Origin of the sequence: Martinezella rhizogenes (genome assembly GCF_000799715.1) — a bacterium.
Classification (GTDB): Bacteria; Pseudomonadota; Alphaproteobacteria; order Rhizobiales; family Rhizobiaceae; genus Rhizobium; species Rhizobium rhizogenes_C.
In genome coordinates, this window is the sequence record NZ_JUHG01000015.1 from 247281 (window position 1) to 267798 (window position 20518).

Annotated in this window: 23 protein-coding genes; 10 read left to right on the plus strand and 13 right to left on the minus strand. The window is 59.2% G+C overall.

Going from position 1 to position 20518, the window contains the following annotated elements; translation table 11 throughout:
* Nucleotides 1–29: 29 nt before the first annotated feature.
* From EX00_RS21255 to EX00_RS32230, 9 genes are all read left to right on the plus strand, one after another.
* Nucleotides 30–980: an aldo/keto reductase gene (locus EX00_RS21255; protein ID WP_047462371.1), complete on the plus strand. Its 951-nt coding sequence runs from the start codon at nucleotides 30–32 to the stop codon at nucleotides 978–980.
* A gap of 72 nt (nucleotides 981–1052) precedes the next feature.
* Nucleotides 1053–1418: a putative quinol monooxygenase gene (locus EX00_RS21260; RefSeq protein WP_034482446.1), complete on the plus strand. Its 366-nt coding sequence runs from the start codon at nucleotides 1053–1055 to the stop codon at nucleotides 1416–1418.
* A 215-nt stretch (nucleotides 1419–1633) separates the two neighbouring features.
* A complete protein-coding gene (locus EX00_RS21265; protein WP_037198823.1) occupies nucleotides 1634–2551 on the plus strand; it encodes a LysR family transcriptional regulator in 918 nt (305 codons plus the stop codon).
* Between the two features lie 109 nt (nucleotides 2552–2660).
* Nucleotides 2661–3068, plus strand: a complete 408-nt coding sequence (locus EX00_RS21270; protein WP_034482443.1) for a DoxX family protein — start codon at nucleotides 2661–2663, stop codon at nucleotides 3066–3068.
* Nucleotides 3069–3102: 34 nt separating this feature from the next.
* Entirely contained in the window at nucleotides 3103–3963 is an 861-nt protein-coding gene (locus EX00_RS21275; RefSeq protein ID WP_047462376.1) for a VOC family protein, read from the plus strand.
* A 10-nt stretch (nucleotides 3964–3973) separates the two neighbouring features.
* Nucleotides 3974–4933: a glutathione S-transferase family protein gene (locus EX00_RS21280; RefSeq protein WP_037198815.1), complete on the plus strand. Its 960-nt coding sequence runs from the start codon at nucleotides 3974–3976 to the stop codon at nucleotides 4931–4933.
* Between the two features lie 11 nt (nucleotides 4934–4944).
* Nucleotides 4945–5562: an alpha/beta hydrolase gene (locus EX00_RS21285; RefSeq protein WP_080761292.1), complete on the plus strand. Its 618-nt coding sequence runs from the start codon at nucleotides 4945–4947 to the stop codon at nucleotides 5560–5562.
* 16 nt (nucleotides 5563–5578) lie between these two features.
* Nucleotides 5579–6505, plus strand: a complete 927-nt coding sequence (locus EX00_RS21290) for an LLM class flavin-dependent oxidoreductase (RefSeq protein ID WP_309546370.1) — start codon at nucleotides 5579–5581, stop codon at nucleotides 6503–6505.
* Complete coding sequence (locus EX00_RS32230) at nucleotides 6487–6624, plus strand: hypothetical protein (protein ID WP_309546371.1); 138 nt, start codon at nucleotides 6487–6489, stop codon at nucleotides 6622–6624. The genes EX00_RS21290 and EX00_RS32230 overlap by 19 nt, the downstream gene beginning before the upstream one ends.
* 100 nt (nucleotides 6625–6724) lie before the next feature.
* On the opposite strand, the gene EX00_RS21295 is transcribed toward EX00_RS32230, so the two are convergent.
* The 5 genes from EX00_RS21295 to EX00_RS21315 all read right to left on the minus strand — a co-directional run bounded on the left by EX00_RS21295 (nucleotide 6725) and on the right by EX00_RS21315 (nucleotide 11638).
* A complete protein-coding gene (locus EX00_RS21295; RefSeq protein ID WP_047462379.1) occupies nucleotides 6725–7486 on the minus strand; it encodes an SDR family NAD(P)-dependent oxidoreductase in 762 nt (253 codons plus the stop codon).
* 12 nt (nucleotides 7487–7498) lie between these two features.
* Nucleotides 7499–8311, minus strand: coding sequence for an ABC transporter permease (locus EX00_RS21300; RefSeq protein ID WP_047462382.1), 813 nt, complete (start codon nucleotides 8309–8311; stop codon nucleotides 7499–7501).
* The gene (locus tag EX00_RS21305; protein ID WP_047462386.1) at nucleotides 8311–9177 is read right to left on the minus strand and encodes an ABC transporter permease; all 867 of its coding nucleotides are present in this window, start codon (nucleotides 9175–9177) and stop codon (nucleotides 8311–8313) included. Before EX00_RS21305 ends, EX00_RS21300 begins: the two co-directional genes overlap by 1 nt.
* Before the next feature lie 173 nt (nucleotides 9178–9350).
* Nucleotides 9351–10514: an ABC transporter substrate-binding protein gene (locus EX00_RS21310; protein ID WP_047462388.1), complete on the minus strand. Its 1164-nt coding sequence runs from the start codon at nucleotides 10512–10514 to the stop codon at nucleotides 9351–9353.
* A gap of 23 nt (nucleotides 10515–10537) precedes the next feature.
* Nucleotides 10538–11638, minus strand: coding sequence for an ABC transporter ATP-binding protein (locus EX00_RS21315; RefSeq protein ID WP_047462391.1), 1101 nt, complete (start codon nucleotides 11636–11638; stop codon nucleotides 10538–10540).
* Between the two features lie 192 nt (nucleotides 11639–11830).
* Here EX00_RS21315 and EX00_RS21320 point away from each other — a divergent pair, with 192 nt between their 5' ends.
* Nucleotides 11831–12652: a helix-turn-helix transcriptional regulator gene (locus EX00_RS21320; protein ID WP_047462394.1), complete on the plus strand. Its 822-nt coding sequence runs from the start codon at nucleotides 11831–11833 to the stop codon at nucleotides 12650–12652.
* A gap of 462 nt (nucleotides 12653–13114) precedes the next feature.
* Here the strand turns inward: EX00_RS21320 and EX00_RS21325 are convergent, their stop codons facing one another.
* The 8 genes from EX00_RS21325 to EX00_RS21360 form a co-directional block, all read right to left on the minus strand.
* The gene (locus EX00_RS21325; protein ID WP_047462397.1) at nucleotides 13115–14101 is read right to left on the minus strand and encodes a Gfo/Idh/MocA family protein; all 987 of its coding nucleotides are present in this window, start codon (nucleotides 14099–14101) and stop codon (nucleotides 13115–13117) included.
* Between the two features lie 117 nt (nucleotides 14102–14218).
* Nucleotides 14219–14686 carry a heme-degrading domain-containing protein gene (locus EX00_RS21330; RefSeq protein WP_047462399.1) on the minus strand — a complete coding sequence of 156 codons (468 nt, stop codon included), beginning with the start codon at nucleotides 14684–14686 and terminating at the stop codon, nucleotides 14219–14221.
* Between the two features lie 67 nt (nucleotides 14687–14753).
* Nucleotides 14754–15653 carry a TolB-like translocation protein gene (locus EX00_RS21335; protein ID WP_047462402.1) on the minus strand — a complete coding sequence of 300 codons (900 nt, stop codon included), beginning with the start codon at nucleotides 15651–15653 and terminating at the stop codon, nucleotides 14754–14756.
* Nucleotides 15650–16651 carry a Gfo/Idh/MocA family protein gene (locus tag EX00_RS21340; RefSeq protein WP_047462405.1) on the minus strand — a complete coding sequence of 334 codons (1002 nt, stop codon included), beginning with the start codon at nucleotides 16649–16651 and terminating at the stop codon, nucleotides 15650–15652. The genes EX00_RS21335 and EX00_RS21340 overlap by 4 nt, the downstream gene beginning before the upstream one ends.
* 3 nt (nucleotides 16652–16654) lie before the next feature.
* Nucleotides 16655–17509 carry a 3-keto-disaccharide hydrolase gene (locus EX00_RS21345; RefSeq protein ID WP_047462408.1) on the minus strand — a complete coding sequence of 285 codons (855 nt, stop codon included), beginning with the start codon at nucleotides 17507–17509 and terminating at the stop codon, nucleotides 16655–16657.
* 43 nt (nucleotides 17510–17552) lie between these two features.
* Nucleotides 17553–18665 carry an ABC transporter ATP-binding protein gene (locus EX00_RS21350; RefSeq protein WP_047462411.1) on the minus strand — a complete coding sequence of 371 codons (1113 nt, stop codon included), beginning with the start codon at nucleotides 18663–18665 and terminating at the stop codon, nucleotides 17553–17555.
* A gap of 3 nt (nucleotides 18666–18668) precedes the next feature.
* Nucleotides 18669–19556, minus strand: a complete 888-nt coding sequence (locus EX00_RS21355; protein ID WP_047462414.1) for a carbohydrate ABC transporter permease — start codon at nucleotides 19554–19556, stop codon at nucleotides 18669–18671.
* Nucleotides 19553–20452, minus strand: a complete 900-nt coding sequence (locus tag EX00_RS21360; protein WP_047462417.1) for a carbohydrate ABC transporter permease — start codon at nucleotides 20450–20452, stop codon at nucleotides 19553–19555. The genes EX00_RS21355 and EX00_RS21360 overlap by 4 nt, the downstream gene beginning before the upstream one ends.
* Nucleotides 20453–20518 lie beyond the last annotated feature (66 nt).

Consider the following 20518-nt stretch of genomic DNA (forward strand, 5'->3'; position numbering starts at 1 on the left):
CCACCAATCCTAATTACTCGGAGACTGCCATGAACAAGCGACGCTTGGGACGAACAGGAATTTCGATTTCTCCCATTATTCTCGGAGGCAACGTGTTTGGATGGACGACTGACGAGAAGACGTCCTTCGACGTTCTCGACGCATGTTTCGAAGCCGGGCTAAACACGATCGACACCGCCGATGTCTATTCCTCCTGGGTGCCGGGAAATATCGGCGGCGAATCCGAAACCATAATCGGCAAATGGTTGAAGAGAGGCACGGCTTCCCGTGACAAGACGGTCGTCATTACCAAAGTCGGATCGGAAATGGGCGAGGGCAAGAAGGGCCTGAGCGAGGCCTATATCATGGAAGCAGTTGAAGCCTCCCTGCGTCGTCTCCAGACGGATTACATCGACGTCTACCTTTCTCATTGGCACGACCCCGAAACGCCATATGAGGAAACGCTCGGTGCTTACGAGAAGCTGAAGGCACAGGGAAAAATTCGGGCATCTGGTTGCTCCAACCTCGATGTAGATCAGCTGACTGACGCGCTTGCCGCCGCTGCGAAAAATGGTGTCCAACGCTATGACGTGTTGCAGCCGGAATATAACCTTTATGATCGCGGCGGCTTCGAAGGTGCTCTGTCTGACCTTTGTGTCGAGGAAGACATCGCAGTCATCACCTATTACAGCCTGGCATCCGGCTTCCTATCTGGGAAATACCGCTCGAAAGCGGACGTTGAAGGTCGTCCCCGCGGCGATGGCTTGTTGAAATATTTTGACGACAAGGGAACTCGCATTCTCGCTGCCCTTGAACAGGTCACGAAGGAAGAGAAGGCAAGCGCGGCGGAAGTAGCTCTTGCTTGGCTCCTGGCAAAACGAGGTGTGACGGCGCCCATCGCCAGCGCAACGAGTGTCAGCCAGGCCCAGAGCCTGGCCAGAGCCGCGCAATTATCACTCTCGGACGACGCAATCACGGTCCTGGACAAGGCGGGATTATAGTGCGGATAGCTGCAATCCGGAGCCGATCAGGTTCCGGACAGCGGTCGAGAACACTCGAAAGGATTGTTCCGAATGGACTACATTACGAATGTCTTCCACATGAGCGTCGAGCCAGATGATCTGGTCGCGTTCAAAGAACTGGTCGGTGAAATCGTTGCCGCGAGCAGCAACGAACCCGGCACGTTCATCTATGAATACTCTGCCAGCGAGGACGAGCGCGAGGTTCATATCGTCGAACGTTATCGCGCAGATTCGGTGCTGAGCCATGTCGAGAACACGTTTGCGCCATTTGCAGAACGTTTCCTCAAGATGGCGAGGATTGAACGCCTGTATGTCTACGGCGACGCTCCTGCAGACGTGAAAAGCAAGCTCGATGTCTTCGGTGCCCACTACATGTCCCCCCTGGCAGGCTTTGCAAAACCTATAGCCGCCTCTTGACAACTGACCGTTGCGCCACGAGCGCGAGGTGAAAGAGGGGACTCTGACGACGATCTCGACATTTTGTGGCAAGGCTGGAAGAGGCATGAGCATGCCTTTTCCGGTTGCTTTTATTGTTTGGTGCGTCAGAAGTTTCAGGCAGGAGTTATCGTCTGCGAGGACGTTCGCCATTACCGGTTCGCACAAGAGCAAGTTTTAGACAAAAGGATCTACATTTGGATCGCCTCGAATGCGACCGCATGTTCATCGCAGTCATAGACACCGGCAGCTTTGCGGCGGCCGCCACGCGCCTCGGGACAAGCGCGGGGCAGGCTTCAAAACTCGTATCTAGGCTTGAAACAAACCTGGGCGTGCAGTTGATCATGCGCACGACGCGGGCTTTATCGTTGTCGGAAGCCGGGCGGGCATACTACGAGCGGATAAAGACATTGCTTGAGGAGTTTGATGATCTTGATGCGTCGGTGCGTAACGCCTCAGGAGTGCCGTCGGGCAGGCTGCGGATCACCGCACCGCTCACATTTGGCACTACACAGCTGGCTTCGGTGCTGATCCAGTTCGCGACAGCCTATCCGGACATCCAGCTCGATGTCAGCTTCTCCGACCGGATCGTCAATCTCGTGGACGAAGGGTTTGATGCAGCGATCCGCATTGGCCGTCCGGAAGACAGCAGTCTTATAGCACGCAAATTATGCGCCATAAGAATTGTGCTCATTGCAGCCCCCTCCTATCTGGATGGGCGCGGAATGCCGGTCGAGCCGGCGCATCTTGCGCACCACGACTGCATCATAGACACAAATTTTCGCGATCCACTCACCTGGCGGTTCAAGCACCACGCCGATCCGCAGCCCATTCTGGCTGACGTCCATGGCCGTATCCAGTTCTCCAACGCCGAGGCTTGCGTTGCGGCCGCCGAAGCCGGGCTCGGCATCGCTCGTGCTCCAAGCTTCGTGGCCGGCGCAAGACTGCGGGCGGGGGCGGTCAAGCCAGTGCTCAGCGATTTCGAAGACGAACCCCGAGGCCTTTATGCTGTCTATCCGCCCGGCCGGCATCTGGCCTTGAAAGTGCGGGTTCTCGTCGATTTCCTGGCAAACGCCTTTCGCGGACAACCGGTCTGGGACAAAAACTGGCCGTGATTGCTTCCATTTTGGAAGCAAATACTCTCTCGCACGCTGGATAATCATCGATCTGGAAATGGGGCATATCCTTAGGCAGGAATTCACCCCTAACAGACGAGACACCATCATGATCGATAACCGCACCGCCCCTTATGCTGTCCTCATTCTGCGACTGGCACTTGGACTGCTCTTCCTTGCTCATGCCGGCTTGAAGATCTTCGTCTTCACCCCTGCCGGTACCGCCGGATTCTTCGCCTCCCTCGGCCTCCCGGGTTGGCTCGCCTATGTCACCATCGTATGGGAACTGGCTGGCGCAGTCGCGCTCATCCTGGGCATCTGGCCGCGTCTTGCAGCTATCGCCGTCATCCCCATCCTGCTCGGCGCGATCTCCAGCGTTCACCTTGCTGCCGGCTTCTTCTTCACCAATCCGAACGGCGGCTGGGAATTCCCGGGCTTCTGGATTGTCGCCCTGATCGTTCTGGCATTGAGCGGTGACGGCGCACTGGCGCTCCGCCCTACTCCCAACCGCAAGTAACGCGCAGCCACAGACCAAACATCGGAGAACCGCGATGAGCACGATCAAGAACCCTACGGTCGGCATCGGAAAAGTCAGTCTCACCGTGCAGGACCTCGATCGGGTGAGCAGCTTTTACCAACAGGCAGTTGGCCTTCACCTGCTGCGTGGTGATGCATCGACGGTCGAGCTTGGTGTCGAAGGCAACACGCTTCTCGAGCTTCGCCGCGATTCTTCGGCGCGGCGGCGTTCGCCGCGTGAGGCCGGACTGTTTCACACGGCCTTTCTGCTGCCCACCCGCGCTGATCTCGGCCGCTGGATGAAACATGCCATAGAGACGCGCCCGCCAGTCGTCGGCGCGTCCGACCACAGTGTCAGCGAAGCGCTCTATCTTTCCGATCCGGAGGGAAACGGCGTGGAGATCTATGCCGATCGGCCACTGCTTTCTTGGCAGTGGAAAGACGGACTGGTCCATATGCCAAGCGACCAGCTCGATATTGACAGCGTGCTCGCTGCAGCCGGCAACGGCCGCTGGACAGGCTTTCCTGAGGGCTCAAAGGTCGGACATGTGCATTTGCAGGTGGGGGCGATCCCCAATGCCGAGGCCTTCTATAGCGAGATACTTGGGTTCGCCATCACATCGCGCTATCCCGGCGGGACGTTTTACGGAGCTGGCGGATACCATCACCATCTGGCAACCAACGTCTGGAACAGCCGCGGCGCAGTCGTACGCAACTACCCCAGTACCGGCCTTGCCGATATCGAAATCCTTGCAGGTCCCGATTTCGCAGCATCAATCAGCGATCGGTCGGACGCGCGGAAAACACCATCCACTCGCACGCCGCAGGGGCTCGTCCTGCGCGACCCCTGGGGCACAGAGATCACCATCGTCACGCCGACCGTAGAGACCATTTAGGAGTTCAGCCATGCTTGTAGACGGAAAATGGACGGCCGACTGGCATCCGGTACAGGCGACCGATGCCAAGGGCGGCTTCGTTCGACAGATTTCGGGCTTCCGTAACTGGATTACCCCTGACGGGAGTGCCGGGCCAACCGGCGAAGGCGGCTTCAAGGCGGAAGCCGGACGCTATCATCTCTATGTTGCCTTGATTTGTCCCTGGGCATCGCGAACCCTGATCGGCCGCGCGTTGAAGAAACTCGGCGAGGCGATCTCCGTCTCCGTGGTCGAACCCGCACTTTCCGAACAGGGTTGGCGGTTCGGCGACTATCCGGGCGCAGAGCGCGACTTACTGAATAGTGCCACCTACCTCCACGAGATTTATACAAGCGCCGACCGGCATTACACCGGCCGCGCGACCGTGCCCGTCCTTTGGGACAAGGAACGCGGCACGATCGTCAACAACGAGTCCGCGGAAATTCTGCGGATGCTCAACTCGGGCTTCGGGCCGCTCGCCGATGACACTGTCGACCTTTATCCGGAAGACCTGCGCGTCGAGATCGACGCATTGAACGAACGAATTTATCCAAGGCTCAACAATGGCGTCTACCGGACCGGTTTTGCGACGACGCAAATTGCCTATGAGGAAGCCTTTGCCGAAGTCTTCGCCATGCTTGACGAACTGGAGACCCGTCTGGATGACCGGGGACCGTTCCTGTTTGGTGAGAGGCTGACCGAAGCCGATGTGCGCCTGTTCGTCACCCTCATACGTTTCGACGCCGCCTATCACGGCCTGTTCAAATGCAATTTGCGCAGGCTTGCCGACTATGCCGGCCTCAGCCGCTATCTCGGCCGGATTCTATCCGTACCCGGCATCCGCGAAACGGTGAACATCGATCACATCAAACGCGGCTACTATTCCATCAAGGCGCTCAATCCGACCGGCATCGTTCCCGTCGGCCCGCAGCTACCCTTTGCAATCTTATAGAGGAAATGCCGATGTCTACGCTCGCAGCCAATATGCTTTCTATCACGCTTCATGGCGTTGGTTCCAGCGGCAGTGATCTTGTGCCACTTGCCAACACCTGGAAGGACAGCCTGCCAGGCGCCATCTTCGTGTCGCCGAACGCACCCAGCCGCTCGAGCTTCGGATCAGGGTACCAGTGGTTCAGCGTTGCCGGCGTCACCGAAGATAATCGTAGCACGCGCATCAAGGAGGCCCGCGCCGCTTTCGATGCGACGATCACGGCGATCGTCGAAGAGAACGGCTTTTCCGGTCGGCTCGATCACGTCGCATTTGTCGGGTTTTCGCAAGGCACGATCATGGCGCTCGACGCGATTGCCTCGGGACGTTGGCCGGTCGGTGCGGTCGTCGGCTTCTCCGGCCGTCTTGCCTCGCCGCTGCCGCTTCAGGCCGCCGTCTCGACGCCGGTTCTGCTCGTACACGGCAGCGCCGACCCGGTGATCCCGGTAGCGGAGACAACCAAGGCCTCCGCTCTGCTGCAGTCACTGGGCGTCAAGGTCGAAACCATGATCATACCAGGACTTGGCCACACAATTTCCGCTGACGGCGCGGCGCGAGCCGCCACGTTCCTGGCCTCAGCCATGGCAAAGTAGAAAAGAAACGACGGTCGTGGAGATTGGTCTTTACACATTCGGTGATCTTCCGCTCGGAACCCGAGGTCCTGCGGCATCCAGCCAGCGCCTATCGGAGATCATCGAGGCGGCAAAACTAGCGGATCAGGCAGGGTTGAGTGTATTCGGCATCGGCGAGCACCATCGCCTCGACTACACGATCTCGGTGCCCGTCGCCGTCATGGGCGCGATTGCTGCGGTGACCAAGAGTATTCGCATCACCACGGCCGTTACCATTTTATCGTCCTCCGATCCGGTCCGCATTTTCGAAGAATTGGCAACGATCGACCTGCTGTCCGCTGGCCGCGGCGAGCTCACTGTCGGACGTGGCGCATTCATCGAGTCCTTTCCGCTGTTTGGCTACGATCTCGGCGATTACGACGCGCTCTACGACGAGAAGCTTGCGCTACTGCTGAAGATCGCTGCCAGCGACGAGGTGACGTGGCGCGGGCGGTTTCGCCCCGCACTCGACAAGGCCGAGATCGCTCCACGCCCCTATGTCGACCGTCCTCCGATCTGGGTCGGCGCCGGCGGGACGCCTGAGAGCGCCGTGCGTGCGGGCAAGGCAGGCGTGCCGCTCAATCTTGCCAATATCGGAGGCGAGCCGGCGCGCTTTCGTCCATTCATCGATCTTTACCGCCGCAGCTTCCGCGATGCCGGTCATGATCCGGCTGGGATCAAAGTCGGCATATCCAGAAAAACAGCCAGCGTGCACGCGATGAATTCTATCCCCATTACGCAAGCTATATCGGTCATAATCTGCCAAACGGCGACAACGGGTGGAAAGTCTCGCGCGCGGACTACGAGCGCCTTGCCAGTCCCAAAGGTGCCCTCTTCGTCGGTAGTCCGCAGGAGATCATTGATAAGATTCTCTATGAATACGAGATGTTCCGCCACGATCGTTTTATGGCACAGATCGATATAGGCGGCTTGCCCTTTGCAAAAGTCGCCAATGCGATAGAGCTTCTGGCTACCGAGGTGATACCTGCCGTTCGCAAAACCACCAATGCTTTATCGGCTATTTCTCAACGAGTTCTTTTTTGAGAGTAAAGTCACTTGGTTGATGGCTGAGCGACCCGAGCCTTGGTAGTGGATAATTCTTAGATCGACACAGCTGCAATCCCTGCCCAGCCACAGAACGGCCTCAGACGATGGTCTCGCCGCCGTCGACCACGAGGATCTGGCCGGTCATATAGGAAGAGCGATCGGATACCAGGAAGAGGATCGGTTCGGCGATTTCCGAGACATTTGCCCAGCGCCCAAGCGGCACCTTCTCAGCCACGTACGATTCGATAGCGCTCCGTCCGCCCATCTGCGCAATGAAGGGTTCGTTGAACGGCGTGTCCACCCAACCCGGGCAAAGCGCATTGACGCGAACGCCGAACTTGGCATAGTCACCCGCCATCTGCCGCGTCATGGCGATCACCGCGTGCTTGGTCGTCGTATAGGCGATCATTTCGCGATCGTAGAGAACACCCGATGAAGACGATGTGTTGAGGATCACGCCCTTGCCCGCTTTCTTCATGATTGGCATGACGAACCGCGAAGCCATGAAATGCGCCCGCACATTGAGGCTCCATGACTTATCGAAGCCCTCGATCGATACCTGCTCCAGGTCGCCCGCAACCTGTGCACCGGCATGATTGTGGAGAATGTCGATCCGTCCATGACGGTCCGCGACAGCCGCAATCCCTGCCTCCAAGGCATTGTCATCGGTTACGTCGAGAACCAGGCGTTCCGCGCTGCCGCCCGCGGCATGAATCAGGCTAACGGTCTCGCTGGCATTAACGAAACCGATATCCGCGACGACGACATGAGCGCCTTCTTTCGCCATGATCAGCGCTCCGGCCTGTCCGATGCCGGAGCCTGCTCCCGTGACGATTGCAACCCGCTTCTTGAGGATCATGGCGTTTCCCGTTCAGTTTGTTGTTGTCTTTTCGCGCATCAGGAATCGCGCGATGAGGATCAAGCCTATCGATGCAACGAGCACCATCGTGGCGATCGCATTGATTTCAGGCGTCACGCCGCGGCGGATCGAAGCGAAGACATAGATCGGCAGCGTCGTGTTCGACCCCGCGACGAAGAAGGCTATGATGAAATCATCGAAGGAGAAGGTGAAGGCAAGCAGGAAGCTGGCCAGGATCGACGGCAGGATCTGCGGCAGCACAATCTGGCGGAAGGTCGTGAACGGTGTGGCATAGAGATCGCTCGATGCCTCGACGATATCGCGCCCGAGACTGGCAATGCGCGCCTTCACGATCATCGTCACCAGCGCCATGGTGAAAAGCCCGTGTGCCGCGATGATCGAACCGTAGCCCAGGGAAAGCTTCGGTGGTTGCACGCCGGGCCAGACGGCCGCCAATAGCGGGTTGAGGACGCCGAAAACCTCGACGAGCGCCACCAGCGTCGCAATCCCGATAACGACGCCGGGAACAACAATCGCGGCTGCGAACAATCCGTCGAACACGGCCCGCGTCTTAGCACCCAGTCGTTCCATACCGATCGCAGCCATCGTGCCGAAAAGCGCGGCAAGGCTCGCGCTGATGAAGGCGATAATCAGGCTGTTCTGCAGGGCTTCCATGAGGAAGGTGTTCGAGAGCGCCTTTCCATACCATTGCGTCGAGAAGCCGGTGAAGTCGGAGGCATTCCGGCCCGCGTTGAAGGAGAAAAGCACGACCAGTGCGATTGGCGTGTAGAGAAACAGATAGACTGCAGTAACAAGCCCGCGCATCAGACGAGATCCACCTGACGTGTGCCCGCGACACGCCAGGCAATGCGCATGGCGACGAGAAGCACGATAACAACGACGACAACGAGGGTTACGGCAATCGCTGAGCCGAACGGCCAGTTGCGCGATTGCAGGAAGAGATCGACCAGCGCGTTGCCGATGAAGAAGACCTTGCCGCCACCAAGCAGCTGGGGGATCAGGTATTCACCGAGCAGCAGGATGGTGACGAGTGCAACGCCGGTCATGACGCCCGGCAGCGACAGCGGTAGCGTAATGCCGAAGAAGGTCGAGAGCGGTTTTGCGCCGAGATCGGCGGAGGCCTCTAAAAGCCTGCGGTCTAGCTTCTCGAGACTGACGTAGATCGGCATGATCATCAGCGGCAGGTAGCCATAGACGATGCCGAGCAACACGGCGCCCGGCGTATTGAGCAGCCGAACGTTCTCGATCCCGACGAATTCCAGCAGATGCGGAATGCCTCGTGCCCCGAGAATATACATCCAGGCGTAGGTGCGCACGAGCAGGCTGGTCCAGAAAGGCACGACGACGAGGGAAACGAGCAGCAATCGGTGTTTCGGACTTGCCTTAACTGCGAGATAATAGGCGACGGGATAGGCGACCAGCAGACACGCAAATGCGCCGATCGGTGCCAGAACGAGCGTATTTTTGAAGGCTGCCGCGCGCGAACCAAGATTGGCGAACTGCGCGAAAGTGAATGCCGCCTGATAGCCGCCCTCCGGCGCCCGCTCGCCAAAGGCAAAGACGACGATGGCGATGAACGGCAGCACCAGGAACACGAACAGCCAGGCGCTCGCCGGCGCAACGAGCGCAGCGGTTATCAGGCGTTTTCTGGTATCCGGTGTCAGGGTCATTCTCTTGGTGTCTCATTCACGATACGGACCACCCGTCATCCGCCTGCCCGCATCTTCTCCCCGCATGTGGGGCGGAGGGACATGCTTCACAGGCGGCTCCAATATCAACGTCATATGATGCAGGTACCTCTCCCCGTCAGAACGGGGAGAGGTAAGGGACCAATAATCCGCGGTTAGGCCGACTTGAAGCGGGCCATCAGCTCAGCACGGCCCGGATCCGTCAGCGTCACTGCGGCACCGAATTCGAGCGGGGTCAGCGCCGCCTCGTCAGGATAGACGATCTTGTTGGACGTGATCTCTTTCGGCAACATCGAGATGACGCGGCTGTCTGTCGTCGGCGCGCCGTTGGCAATGTGTTCCTTCACGGCATTCGCGGGATCCATCAGATAGTTCAGCAGCGCGTAGCCCGCAGCCTTGTTTGGCGCATCCTTCGGGATCGCGTAATAGTCGGTCCAGATCTCACCACCGTCCGTACCAAGTACATAGGCGATTTCAGGGATATCGCGGTTGAGCTGCGCGCCGTCATTCGTCCAGCACATCGTCATCCATGCATCGGTGGCGCGCATTGCCGGTTGATAGTCGCTGTTGATGGCAAAGAGGTGCGGCTTGACCTTGATCAGCAGCTCCTCGGCCTTGGCAAGCTCGTCGGCCTTGATTGAGTTGAAATCGTAGCCGAGTGAAACCAGCGCACTGCCGATCGTTGTCAGTTGATAGTCGTGCACCATGGCGCGGCCGTCGGCCTCGGTCTGGGCAATCTCGAAGAAATCCTTCCAGCTCGACAGCTTCGTCTTGATCTTCGAGGTATTCACGGAAAAGCCCGTCGTGCCCCAGTTTTTTGGCACGGCATAGGTCTTGCCCTCGATCTGGCCTTCCTTGGTGAAGCGCGGGTTTTCGGTCGCCTGGCTGAAGTTCGGTATCTTCGATAAATCCAGCTCCTCAATCAGGCCGAGCTTGTGGTGGGTGGAGATCGTATAGTTGGTTGGAACAAATAGGGACCAACCAGAAGCGCCAGCCTGCAGTTTCGCTAGCATTTCCTCATTGGAGCCGAAGACGTTGACCTCGACAGCAACGCCTGTTGCCGCCTTGAAATTCTCGAAGGTCGCCGGATCGTGGTAGTTCGGCCAAGTTGCGATCGACATCTGCGTGCCGAGCTCCCCCGCCGCATAAGCGGGTGTCGTCACAGCGCCCGGGAAGCGAGACATCACCGCCGCCGCAAGACCGAGGCCGGTAATGCCGAGGAAATGGCGACGATTAACGGAGCCGCGCTTCAGGCGCATGAATTCGTCCATGAAGCCTTTGGCGGAAATGGGGAGATTATCCTCGTAGTCCTTGCTCATGATGCTGTTCCCTTGTTTTGATTTTATGCTGCACTCGATACGGAAAAGACATGTGCCGCGGCCGGATCGAAGTCGAGGAAGACCACCTCGCCCGGCTCGACCAAGTCGCCCTCGTTCATGCCGCGCCGGTCGGCGGTAACCAGGAAATCGCCGAGCCCTGGAACCGTCACCGCATATTCAGCGGATGAGCCAAGGAAGATGCGGTGCGTAACGGTCCCCTTGAAGGCCGGGGCTTCGCGCGCCTCTACTCGCGTCAGCCGGATCGCCTCCGGACGGATCGCGACGATCGTCTCTCCCGGCGAAACCTGCTGCCTTGCGCTCGCTGCAATCGCAGAGCCGTCTGCAAGCCGGAGCGTCGCTCCATCGGCTTCCATCATTGCGCTGACACGGTTTGTTTTACCGACGAAATCTGCAACGAAGAGATCTGCCGGACGGTCGTAGACCTCCTGTGGCGACCCCAACTGGCGAATGCGCCCAGCACTCATGACACAAACGACATCAGCCATCGAAAGTGCCTCCTCCTGGTCGTGGGTGACGAGGACGAAGGTGATGCCGAGCTCACGCTGCAATGTCTGCAACTCTATTTGCATGGCCGAGCGCAGCTTCTTGTCGAGTGCTGCCAGCGGCTCGTCGAGAAGCAAAACGGACGGACGGTTAACGATGGCCCGTGCCAGTGCCACGCGCTGCTGCTGGCCACCGGACATTTCATGGATGCGGCGCTTAGAAAAGCCGCCGAGACGAACCATCTCCAGCGCTTCCATGACCCGGCGACCGATCTCGGCAGAGGCGATCCTTGGTCGCATCTGCTTCAGCCCATAGGCGACGTTTTGCTCCACATTGAAATGCGGGAACAGCGCATAGTGCTGGAACACCATGTTGACTGGACGACGATAGGCAGGCACGCCGTTCATCTCGCGTCCGTTGATCAGCACCGCGCCTTCGCTCGGCTGCTCGAAGCCGCCGATCATGCGCAGACATGTCGTCTTGCCACAGCCGGAAGGGCCAAGCAGTGCCAGAAAGGCACCCTTCGGCACATTGAGGTTGATGTCCGTTACAGCGGTCACGTCGCCATAATTCTTTGTGACCGAACGGAATTCGATATCGTTCGTCGAAGCGGATGCCACGTCTGTTCCCTGCGGTTGGTTAGGATTGGGCAGTCTAGCGCTGCCTTTTGCCACCGTCGTTGAGAAAAGACTAAGCCTAGCCTCCCTCACGGTATATACCCCGAAAGAGGTATTTCAGCCCATCTAGCTTCATGGAAGGTATATATAGAGGCGCGCTGATTTCCGCGTGGGGCAACAAGGAGGTTTCGTCATATGGGCACGGATTTGGAGGCGCTATTTCGAGCCTTCAATGCGACGGTCGGCCGACCGACAATGACCGACAGCGAATTCGGCGAGACCTTCTCCAAGATGATGGCGTCACTGGTGCGCTTCGACCATGTCGTCGTTTTCGCGTATCGCGGTAAGGAACGGCCAATCGACCTCTACAGCACCTTCAACCAGAAGGAACACATCATCTTCGTCACGCTCTATCAGGCGGGCCCCTACCTCCTCGACCCATTTTACCAAACAGCCCGCGAGCGCCGCGCCGGCGCCTTTCGCATGCGGGAGCTAGCGCCTGACCGCTTCTTCTCCAGCGAATATTATCGCACATACTACGTCCAGACCGGGCTGGCAGAGGAGATCGGCTTCTTCGTCGCTGCCGATGACAACATCACCATCGTGCTGTCGCTGATGCGACGGGAGGAAACAGGTCCCTTCCCTGCGACGGAATTCGCGCTATTGAAAATGGTCGAGCCGTTGATCGCAAGCATGGTGCGACATTACTGGTCCGGCCTTGCGCCACGCTTCGACGCGCAACTGAACTCCAGGACGCGCAATGGTCGCAAGCGCAGTACCTCCGGAAACTTGCTGCAACCAGCCGATACTGTCTGGCGTAATCTCAATCTGACGAGCCGGGAAACGGCGATCGTCGATCTGGTCCTGCAAGGCCACTCTTCTGAGTCGATCGGCATGAGGCTGAACATTTCGACGGGGACCGTCAAAGTCCATCGGCGCAATGTCTACCGTAAGCTCGGCATCTCCTCACAGACGCAATTGCTTTCGCTCTACCTTAAGAATCTCGAAGTGGCCTAACCTTTTCGCACCTAATGGCGAACGGTGTTTTCCAACAGATCCAAGGCAGAGGATGACGCAGACAATGCAGGCCCGAGACGCTCTTGTGGCAGATGGCCAAATCCAAGCCGGAATGGTCGGCTATTGCTCCAACCAGAGCCGTCTTTGATGCGCATCAATGCAAGACGATCGATTTGGAAGAGAACTCAAATACCGCCAGACGCTCAAGCATCTTTCGAAGCTGCATATTCTGTCATCAAGCCCTTCAACCATCGGTTTTCTTCCTCAAGTGCGACTAGCTCATCGGAAGGCGTTTCGACTTGAGTGATGGTTGATTGCACGGTGGCGGCACTTTTCACACCGCAGGCCGATGAGCGGTGCCTGCTTCGTGCCGCCGCCGCGACGCTCTCGAATAGCGGAGATGATGTTCACTCGCTCGCCCTGATGGGGATCGAACAGGCGGCGCGGCGATACAAGGGCATTTCAGTGCTCGCCAGGGTACTGCAGTCCGATCTGTCTGCGCACCTCGTCCAATGTGGTCATGATGTCGACGGATTGCGAGGGTGGCATGATTTGGCCCGCGATCAGCCCGCCAGTGATCAGCCGCTCTGCCTCTTGCGCTTGAAACTGCATGCCGCGGCCTTCAACTGAACCGTCGAAAGTCTCAAGAACGTTGTTTTCATTATCATACACCCGGAATGTGGTTGGCGAATACCAAACACGATCGATCTCGATCCGCCCTTTCGTCCCAACCACACTCGCCCGATTTGGCCCTGCGCTGTCGCTTGAGGACAGGGTGGTGGCGATTGCGCCCGATGCATAGTGAAACAGCGTCGCAACCTGTGCGTCTGCCCCGGTGCCGCGAAAAGTCGCTGTCGCCTTGATGGACACAGGTTTGCCCATAATGTCCCAGACGAACGAGATGGGATAGATGCCCAGATCCAGCAAAGCGCCGCCGCCAAGTTCCAAGGCGTTCAGACGATGCTTCGGATCATCTGGCAGCTTCTGGCGATGATCGGCGGTGATGGAACGGACCTCTCCGACCGTGCCGGCGGCAATGATCTCACGGATGCGGCGCATGTGCGGAAGAAAACGTGTCCACATCGCCTCGAGCACGACCAGACCTTTGGCGCGGGCCAGGTCGACAATTTCGGCGGCTTCCCTGGCATTGAGAGTGAAGGGCTTCTCGACGAGGATGTGCTTGCCAGCATCGAGCGCAAGCTTCGCCGCGGTGACATGCTGGGGATGCGGGGTTGCAATGTAGATGATATCGACATTGGGGTCCGCCACCAGCGCTTCATAACTGCCATGCGCCGTTGCGATACCAAAAGCCTTTGCAAAGCGATCCGCACTTTCCTGTGCACGGGATCCCACGGCCGCAACCGAATGACCCGTCTGGATCAGGTCCTTGACGAACAGATCGGCAATCCAGCCTGTCGCCAGTATTCCCCACCGTATTGTTTTGGCCAATTGCCTTCTCCTTTGAATGGTTTCGAACCCTGTTGGGGTGTTTCTTACGCTTACAGATGAAGAGGATCACGTCCCAGTTTGCTTCGGCGACCGGCATGGGTCTTGACCCAAAACCGCTCAATGATCCAAGATCAACAGCTCCCGCAGCGCATTTGTCACAAGCAGATGATCTTCCAGGTCGGGAAGCCCGCTGACGCCCACCGTTCCGATCAGTGTCCCGCCGCGCAACATCAGGGGAAACCCGCCCCCGCTGGCCACGAAGTCGGATTCCGGCAATCGAAAACGACTGTTGAAATCATACCCACCTTGTTCAGATTCCATCCGCATGGCCAGGGAACTGCGATGAAATCGATGGGCAACGGAACGCTTTCGGGTCGCCCAGTCCGTATTGTCCGGGGTGGCGCCCGGCATCAGCAGGGCGAACACCACATCGGTGCCATGCGCCACGGTAATCGCTGCCGGCAATGATCGGGCCGCCGCCTGCGCCTGCATAATACAGCCAAGTTTCCAGGCGAAATCATAGTCGAATGTCGCAAGTTGCAGGTCCTTTAGTTCCTGGGCAAGCGTGTCGAGCGTGTAGCTCATCTGGGGTCTCCTGGGTCTTTTCGTGAAGGTCGGGCCATGCTGGCATTGCGCGCGGCCCGAAGTGAACTCAGTCCATCGGGTAGGCAACGAACGCAAATCGCGTGCTGTCGGGCGACCAGCTGTTGACGTTGATGGTGCCCTGACCGCCGAAGAGACGGGCGACGGTCACTGCACCCGGCCAATCGCCGTCACGCACCAGTTTCAGCTCGACCCAAAGATCGGCCGGATGTCCTTTCGTCTCGGCCGGATAGGCTATAAAGGCCGCAAGCCGACCATCGGGGGATAAATGCGGGAACCAGTCGACCGTGGGCGTATCGGTCAGTCTTTCGATCTCCGACCCGTCGGGCCGCATGCGTGCGATCTGAGCGTGGCCCGAAAAGGCTTCGGTGTTGAAATAGATCCAGGCGCCATCGGGGCTGTATTCCGGCCCGTCAGCCGGTGCGCCGCCCGAGGTGATCTGACGAAACCCGTGTCCATCAGACCCGAGGGTGCAAATCTCGGCCGATACGAAGGTGAAGCTGCCGTCGGTGATCTGTGCCTGTACGCCGACAAAGGCAAGCTGCCGCCCGTCAGGCGAAACTCCGTGGAGAAAGTGCAGAAGTCCGTCAGGGCCTTGCCTGCCGGAGACCTGAACCGCCACCCCGCCCGTAAGCGGCGCGCGGTATAGCTGCCAGTCGTCGTAGGCTGACACGAAAATATGCGCCCCGTCCGGATCCAGTACATGATCGTTGTTCAAGGGCGGCACGCCCTGCAAGTCGATCACCTGCAGGTTCGGGTCTTCAATCGGCAAGCGCCAGAGCATTCCTCCGCCGTTCAGGATCAGCGCGTCACCCTGAAGGGTCCAGTTGGGCGCCTCCAGCAGTAGGTCCGTCGTCTCCAGTATCATGCGGTTCTCGCCGCTGGCGGTGTCGTGAACCCAGACCTGGCAGCGCTGACCTCTTGCCAGCTCACGTGGTGGGATTTTCATGGAAGGATTCCTCCTCTGGTTTGGATCATTGCCTGATCCAGAAGCTGCATCACCGCTAGCGTCAAGTCATGCGACACCAGTTCGCTTTCGCGCTTTCCCGCGCGCAGGCAGCGGCCGGCCTCTTCGATTTCGAAGCGGTAGCGCTCAGTGCTGGAGGGCTCGGTCACCTCCTCCATCTCGCGGCCGCGGGCGCTGATCAGGGCGCGACCGGGGTTGAAGAGGTTGTCGGTGACCGCAAGCCAGCCCTCGTCGCCAATCAGCTGGAAACTCGACGACCCGCCGCCTTTCGCGCCCAGGACGAAACCACCCGACATCGTGGCATGGCCATCCGCGTTCGCCAGCTGGATCGCCGAGCCGCTGTCGACACCGCGCTCGGTAAGTAGAGCCGAGGCGGTCACCCGCGCATCCACCAACAGGTTCGGGGCAAGTCCGGCCAGGATGTTCATCGGGTAGACCATGCACTCCAATGTGAAGCTGCCACCCAGATCGGGGTCTTCGATCCGATGCCCCTTGGTCGCGCCCATCGGCCCGATCAGGGCCGCGAAGGCGCGCGGCGTGCCGATGTCTCCTGCCGCGATGACGCCCGCCAACCGACGAAAGAGCGGGTTGCAGAGCGTCCACATCGCATCCATCGCGAACAGGCGGCGCGCCCGCGCAAGCGCGACGATGTCGGCAGCTTCCGTTGCGTTCATCGCAAAGGGCTTTTCGACGAGCACCGGCTTGCCGCCTTCCAGCATCATCCGCGCATGGGCGTGATGGTGGCTGTGCGGCGTGGCGATATAGACGATGTCCACCTGCGGATCGGCGGCGATGGCGGCATAGTCGCCATAGGCCGTGGCGATGCCGTGGCGTTCGGCAAAGGCCTTGGCCCTGCCGATGTCGCGCGAGGCAACCGCCACGCAACGCGCACCCGGGGTACGGGCCAGATCCTCGGCGAACAACTCGGCGATCCATCCGGGGCCGATGATGCCCCAGCGGATGTCAGGAGTTTCGGGCATGGCTCAAAGCTCCTTGATACGGATGTTACGCCAGCGGCAGGCGGCTGTGCGGCCCCATCGCCCCTCGCCGAGCCTCTTGTCGTTGTCATGCACCTCAAAGGCGATGTGCCCCTTAGGGCCAAGGAAGTCAGCCACGGCATCGGCGTCGTAGTTCGGAAACGTCATCGTGGCGAGATCGATGGAGGCGATCAGCATACCGTTGATCCACACCGAAGCCTGAGGTTTGGCCCCGACGATGCGGACGCGGAAGGCGTTCCACTCACCAAACTTCCATGCCGCGAGAAAGTCCTCGATGGAGCAGCCCTCGGTCAAGAGATCACGCTTGGCCTGGGTGAAGGGCTCGATCGAGGTCTTCGGGTCGTCCTCACGCAGGCCGACGGGTTTTCCGTCCACGTCGAGCACCACATCGAGCGCGAAGGGCACGGCGTGGAAGCCGCTGATGCCATTGCCATAAAAGCCGCCGATCGAACCGGATTGCCGATGATCCAGAAGCACCTGGAAACCGTGGAACGTATGCGGCTTCTTGCGCAGCATGATCCCGGTATCGGCAGGCCAGTCGGGCTTGGCCTCGAAGGTCAGTTCGAAATCGCCATAGGTCTTTTCGGTGACCAGATAGCCGCCCCAGCCGCTGCCGGGGCTGTCCTGCCGACCGACGATCGCACCGTCTTCCACCGTCCACACCGCCGGGTGCTTTGCGGTCTGCTCGTCATAGTCCGCCGAGAAGAGATCGGGATGGGCTTCCTGCACCGTGGGGCCACCCGGCCACATCTCGCCATATGTCCTCGGCGTGGCAAACCAGCCGTTCAGCGTCTTGCCATCGAAAAGTGAAACAAAGCCATTTTCGTCCGTGTAAGTCATCTGCACTATCCTTTCGGGGGAGTGTGAATTGAGTTCTGGGCAGTCAGAGCCGCTGGCCGGTTGCCGCATCGAAAACCGAGACCAGCGCCGGATCGATTTCAAACGCGATGCTGGAGGCCTCGTCGAAGCCTTGAAGCGTGTCGACCCGGATCGAGAGGGGATCCTCGCCAAGACGCCCCCAGAGGAGTGTTTCTGCGCCCATGGGCTCGACCGAGACGATGGGACTGGATGCCTGGAAGGGTGACTGGCCAGTAAGGCGCGTTCCGACATGCTCGGGCCGCAGCCCCAGTACGGCCTTGCCGCACACGGGCGTCGCCGTTGCAAACTCGTAGCCGTTCAGGGTCAGTTCGAACCCGCGCCCGACAAACCTTGCCTCTTCGCCTTGCACCTGCACCTCGCCATCAAAGAAGTTCATGCCGGGAGAACCGATGAAGCCCGCCACGAAGCGGTTTTGCGGATGCCGGTAGATTTCCTTTGGCGTACCGATCTGACGGATCACGCCGCCTTCCATCACGGCGATGCGGTCCGCAAGGGTCAGTGCCTCGATCTGGTCATGGGTCACGAAAATCATCGTCGTGCCCAATTGCTTGTGGAGCCGCTTCAGTTCCCCGCGCAACTCGGTGCGCAGCTTTGCATCGAGGTTGGAAAGGGGTTCGTCAAAGAGGAAGACGCCGGCGTGCCGCACCAACGCGCGTCCGATCGCGACCCGCTGCCGCTGGCCGCCTGAAAGCTGGCGCGGCTTGCGTTCCAGGAGTGCTGTCAGTTGCAGGATCTCGGCCGCTTCAGTCACCCGCTTGTCGATCACCGCCTTGTCGGCCCCAGTCATGCGCAGGCCGAAAGACAGGTTCCCGCGCACCGTCATTTGCGGATAAAGCGCGTAGGATTGAAACACCATGCCGATGTCGCGATCCTTGGGCTCGTGCCAGGTGACGTTTTCGTCGCCGATCCAGATCTGCCCGCCAGAGACATCCCGAAGCCCCGCGATGACGCTAAGCAGCGTGGACTTGCCGCAGCCCGAGCCACCCAGAAGAACGACGAACTCCCCTGGCGCGACCTCGAAGTCCAGCTCGCGGATCACGTGAACCGCCCCGTAGGAGACGCGGACCTTGCGGACAGAGACACCCTTGGCTTTTTCTTTTTTCAAAGCATTTTCCATGTCTTACCCCTTCAGCGCGCCATCTGAAATTCCACGGACGAACCATCGGCCCGAGGCGAAATAGACCAGGAGTGGCACCATGGCGGCGAGCATCGTGGCTGCCATATTCACGTTGTATTCCTTCTCGCCGTATTGACTGGTGACGATAGAGGTGAGCAGCACCGTCATGGGCTGGTTCCCTCGCCCCGCGAAAATCAGGCCGAAGAGATAGTCGTTCCACGAGCCGGTGAATTGCAGGATGACTGCAACGATGACGATCGGCGTGGAAATAGGCAGGAGGACGTAGCCGAAGATCGACCAGAACCCTCCACCGTCGATGCGCGCCGCGCTGAACATCTCTTCGGGAACCGCAGCATAGAAGTTGCGAAAGAGAAGCGTGGTAATCGGTAGTGTGAACCCTGTGTGGATCAGGACGATCCCAGGCAGGGTGCCGAAGAGGCCGGTCGCCGTCATCATGCGCACTAGCGGGAATATGAACACCTGGATCGGCACGAAGGTGCTCACCAGCAACATCACGAACACCAGATTTGCCCCGCGGAACCGCCAGAAGGACAGGGCATAACCGTTGATCGCTCCGAGGATCACCGGAAAGAGTGTGCCTGGAATGGCGATCTTGAAAGAATTGAGCATGCCGGGGCTGATCCCCTTGCAAACCCGCCCGGTGCAAGCGCTCGACCAGGCCTTGGCCCAGGCATCGAATGTGATCTCCTTTGGAAAGGCAAAGAGATTGCCGGTCCGGATCTCTGCCATCGGCTTCAGCGAGGTGATGATCATCACATAGACAGGCAGGAGAAAGAACGCCGCCGACACAACGAGGAAGACGTAGATCGCAATGCGGGACGCAGAGATTTTCCGGGGCTTGGGGCCCTCTGGAACAACGGCGCGATTCATTCTTGACCTCCCCCTAAAGAGCGCGATTGGCGAAGTCGGATGATGACCCATGGCAGGCCCACCAAGAGCGAGATGGCCAGCAGCATTATGGTTGCGGCTGCCGTCGCCTGGCCGAGGTTGGATCGCTGGAACAGCATGTCCATGACGTATTTGGCGGGAACTTCAGTCGAGATGCCCGGCCCGCCTCCCGTCATGACGACGACGAGGTCGTAGATCTTGATTGCGGTCAGCGACAGAAGCACCGCCGCAGTCGCGATCATCGGACGGATCATTGCGGGAATGACATAGACATAGACCCGCCATCTGGCGACGCCATCGACCCGCGTTGCATTCCAGATGTCCTGATCCACGCCCCGCAGCCCGGCGAGCATGATGATCATTCCAAGGCCGGTCGCTTGCCACACGCCAGCACCGACCAGCGCATAAATGGCGGTCTCCTTGCGTGCCAGCCAGTCAAACCTGAAGTCGGAAAAGCCCCAATTGCGAACGGCCGCCTGGATCCCGAATGTCGGGTCGAACAGCCATTGCCAGACGATCCCAGTCACCACGAAACTCAGCGAGGCCGACATCAGGAAGATCGTGCGAAAGCCATCTTCGAAGCGGATGTTTTGATCCAGGAGGACCGCAAGCACATAGCCAAGCGCCAGACAGCCGCCGATGAACAGAATGCCGAAGACCGCGACATTGACGACGGCCACCTGCCAGAGGTCGGACCCGAACAATCTGACATATTGCTCAAGGCCGGCGAAATCATTGCTTGGAAGCAGTTTGGACGACGTGAAGGAGGTCCAGACCGTCCACAAGAGGCCGAAGCAAAGCACAACGACGACAAAGAAGATTGTCGGTGTCATGGCAATGACGGCGGGAAGTCTACGGAGTGTTACAGGCAGGGCCATGGCATGTTCCATCTGGGCAAGCCGTCGAGAGTGGAGCGAGAAGGGGGTACCGACGGGTCGGGAACA

Excerpts from the sequence above, each read along its gene's own strand:
- EX00_RS21270 (WP_034482443.1), top strand. The coding sequence starts at position 2,661 with ATGATCGATAACCGCACCGCCCCTTATGCTGTCCTCATTCTGCGACTG.
- EX00_RS21330 (WP_047462399.1), bottom strand. The coding sequence starts at position 14,686 with ATGAGCTACACGCTCGACACGCTTGCCCAGGAACTAAAGGACCTGCAA.
- EX00_RS21340 (WP_047462405.1), bottom strand. The coding sequence starts at position 16,651 with ATGCCCGAAACTCCTGACATCCGCTGGGGCATCATCGGCCCCGGATGG.
- EX00_RS21280 (WP_037198815.1), top strand. The coding sequence starts at position 3,974 with ATGCTTGTAGACGGAAAATGGACGGCCGACTGGCATCCGGTACAGGCG.
- EX00_RS21300 (WP_047462382.1), bottom strand. The coding sequence starts at position 8,311 with ATGCGCGGGCTTGTTACTGCAGTCTATCTGTTTCTCTACACGCCAATC.
- EX00_RS21285 (WP_080761292.1), top strand. The coding sequence starts at position 4,945 with ATGTCTACGCTCGCAGCCAATATGCTTTCTATCACGCTTCATGGCGTT.
- EX00_RS21350 (WP_047462411.1), bottom strand. The coding sequence starts at position 18,665 with ATGGAAAATGCTTTGAAAAAAGAAAAAGCCAAGGGTGTCTCTGTCCGC.
- EX00_RS21355 (WP_047462414.1), bottom strand. The coding sequence starts at position 19,556 with ATGAATCGCGCCGTTGTTCCAGAGGGCCCCAAGCCCCGGAAAATCTCT.
- EX00_RS21335 (WP_047462402.1), bottom strand. The coding sequence starts at position 15,653 with ATGAAAATCCCACCACGTGAGCTGGCAAGAGGTCAGCGCTGCCAGGTC.
- EX00_RS21255 (WP_047462371.1), top strand. The coding sequence starts at position 30 with ATGAACAAGCGACGCTTGGGACGAACAGGAATTTCGATTTCTCCCATT.
- EX00_RS21295 (WP_047462379.1), bottom strand. The coding sequence starts at position 7,486 with ATGATCCTCAAGAAGCGGGTTGCAATCGTCACGGGAGCAGGCTCCGGC.
- EX00_RS32230 (WP_309546371.1), top strand. The coding sequence starts at position 6,487 with ATGGCACAGATCGATATAGGCGGCTTGCCCTTTGCAAAAGTCGCCAAT.
- EX00_RS21320 (WP_047462394.1), top strand. The coding sequence starts at position 11,831 with ATGGGCACGGATTTGGAGGCGCTATTTCGAGCCTTCAATGCGACGGTC.
- EX00_RS21345 (WP_047462408.1), bottom strand. The coding sequence starts at position 17,509 with ATGACTTACACGGACGAAAATGGCTTTGTTTCACTTTTCGATGGCAAG.
- EX00_RS21305 (WP_047462386.1), bottom strand. The coding sequence starts at position 9,177 with ATGACCCTGACACCGGATACCAGAAAACGCCTGATAACCGCTGCGCTC.
- EX00_RS21260 (WP_034482446.1), top strand. The coding sequence starts at position 1,053 with ATGGACTACATTACGAATGTCTTCCACATGAGCGTCGAGCCAGATGAT.
- EX00_RS21310 (WP_047462388.1), bottom strand. The coding sequence starts at position 10,514 with ATGAGCAAGGACTACGAGGATAATCTCCCCATTTCCGCCAAAGGCTTC.
- EX00_RS21360 (WP_047462417.1), bottom strand. The coding sequence starts at position 20,452 with ATGGCCCTGCCTGTAACACTCCGTAGACTTCCCGCCGTCATTGCCATG.
- EX00_RS21275 (WP_047462376.1), top strand. The coding sequence starts at position 3,103 with ATGAGCACGATCAAGAACCCTACGGTCGGCATCGGAAAAGTCAGTCTC.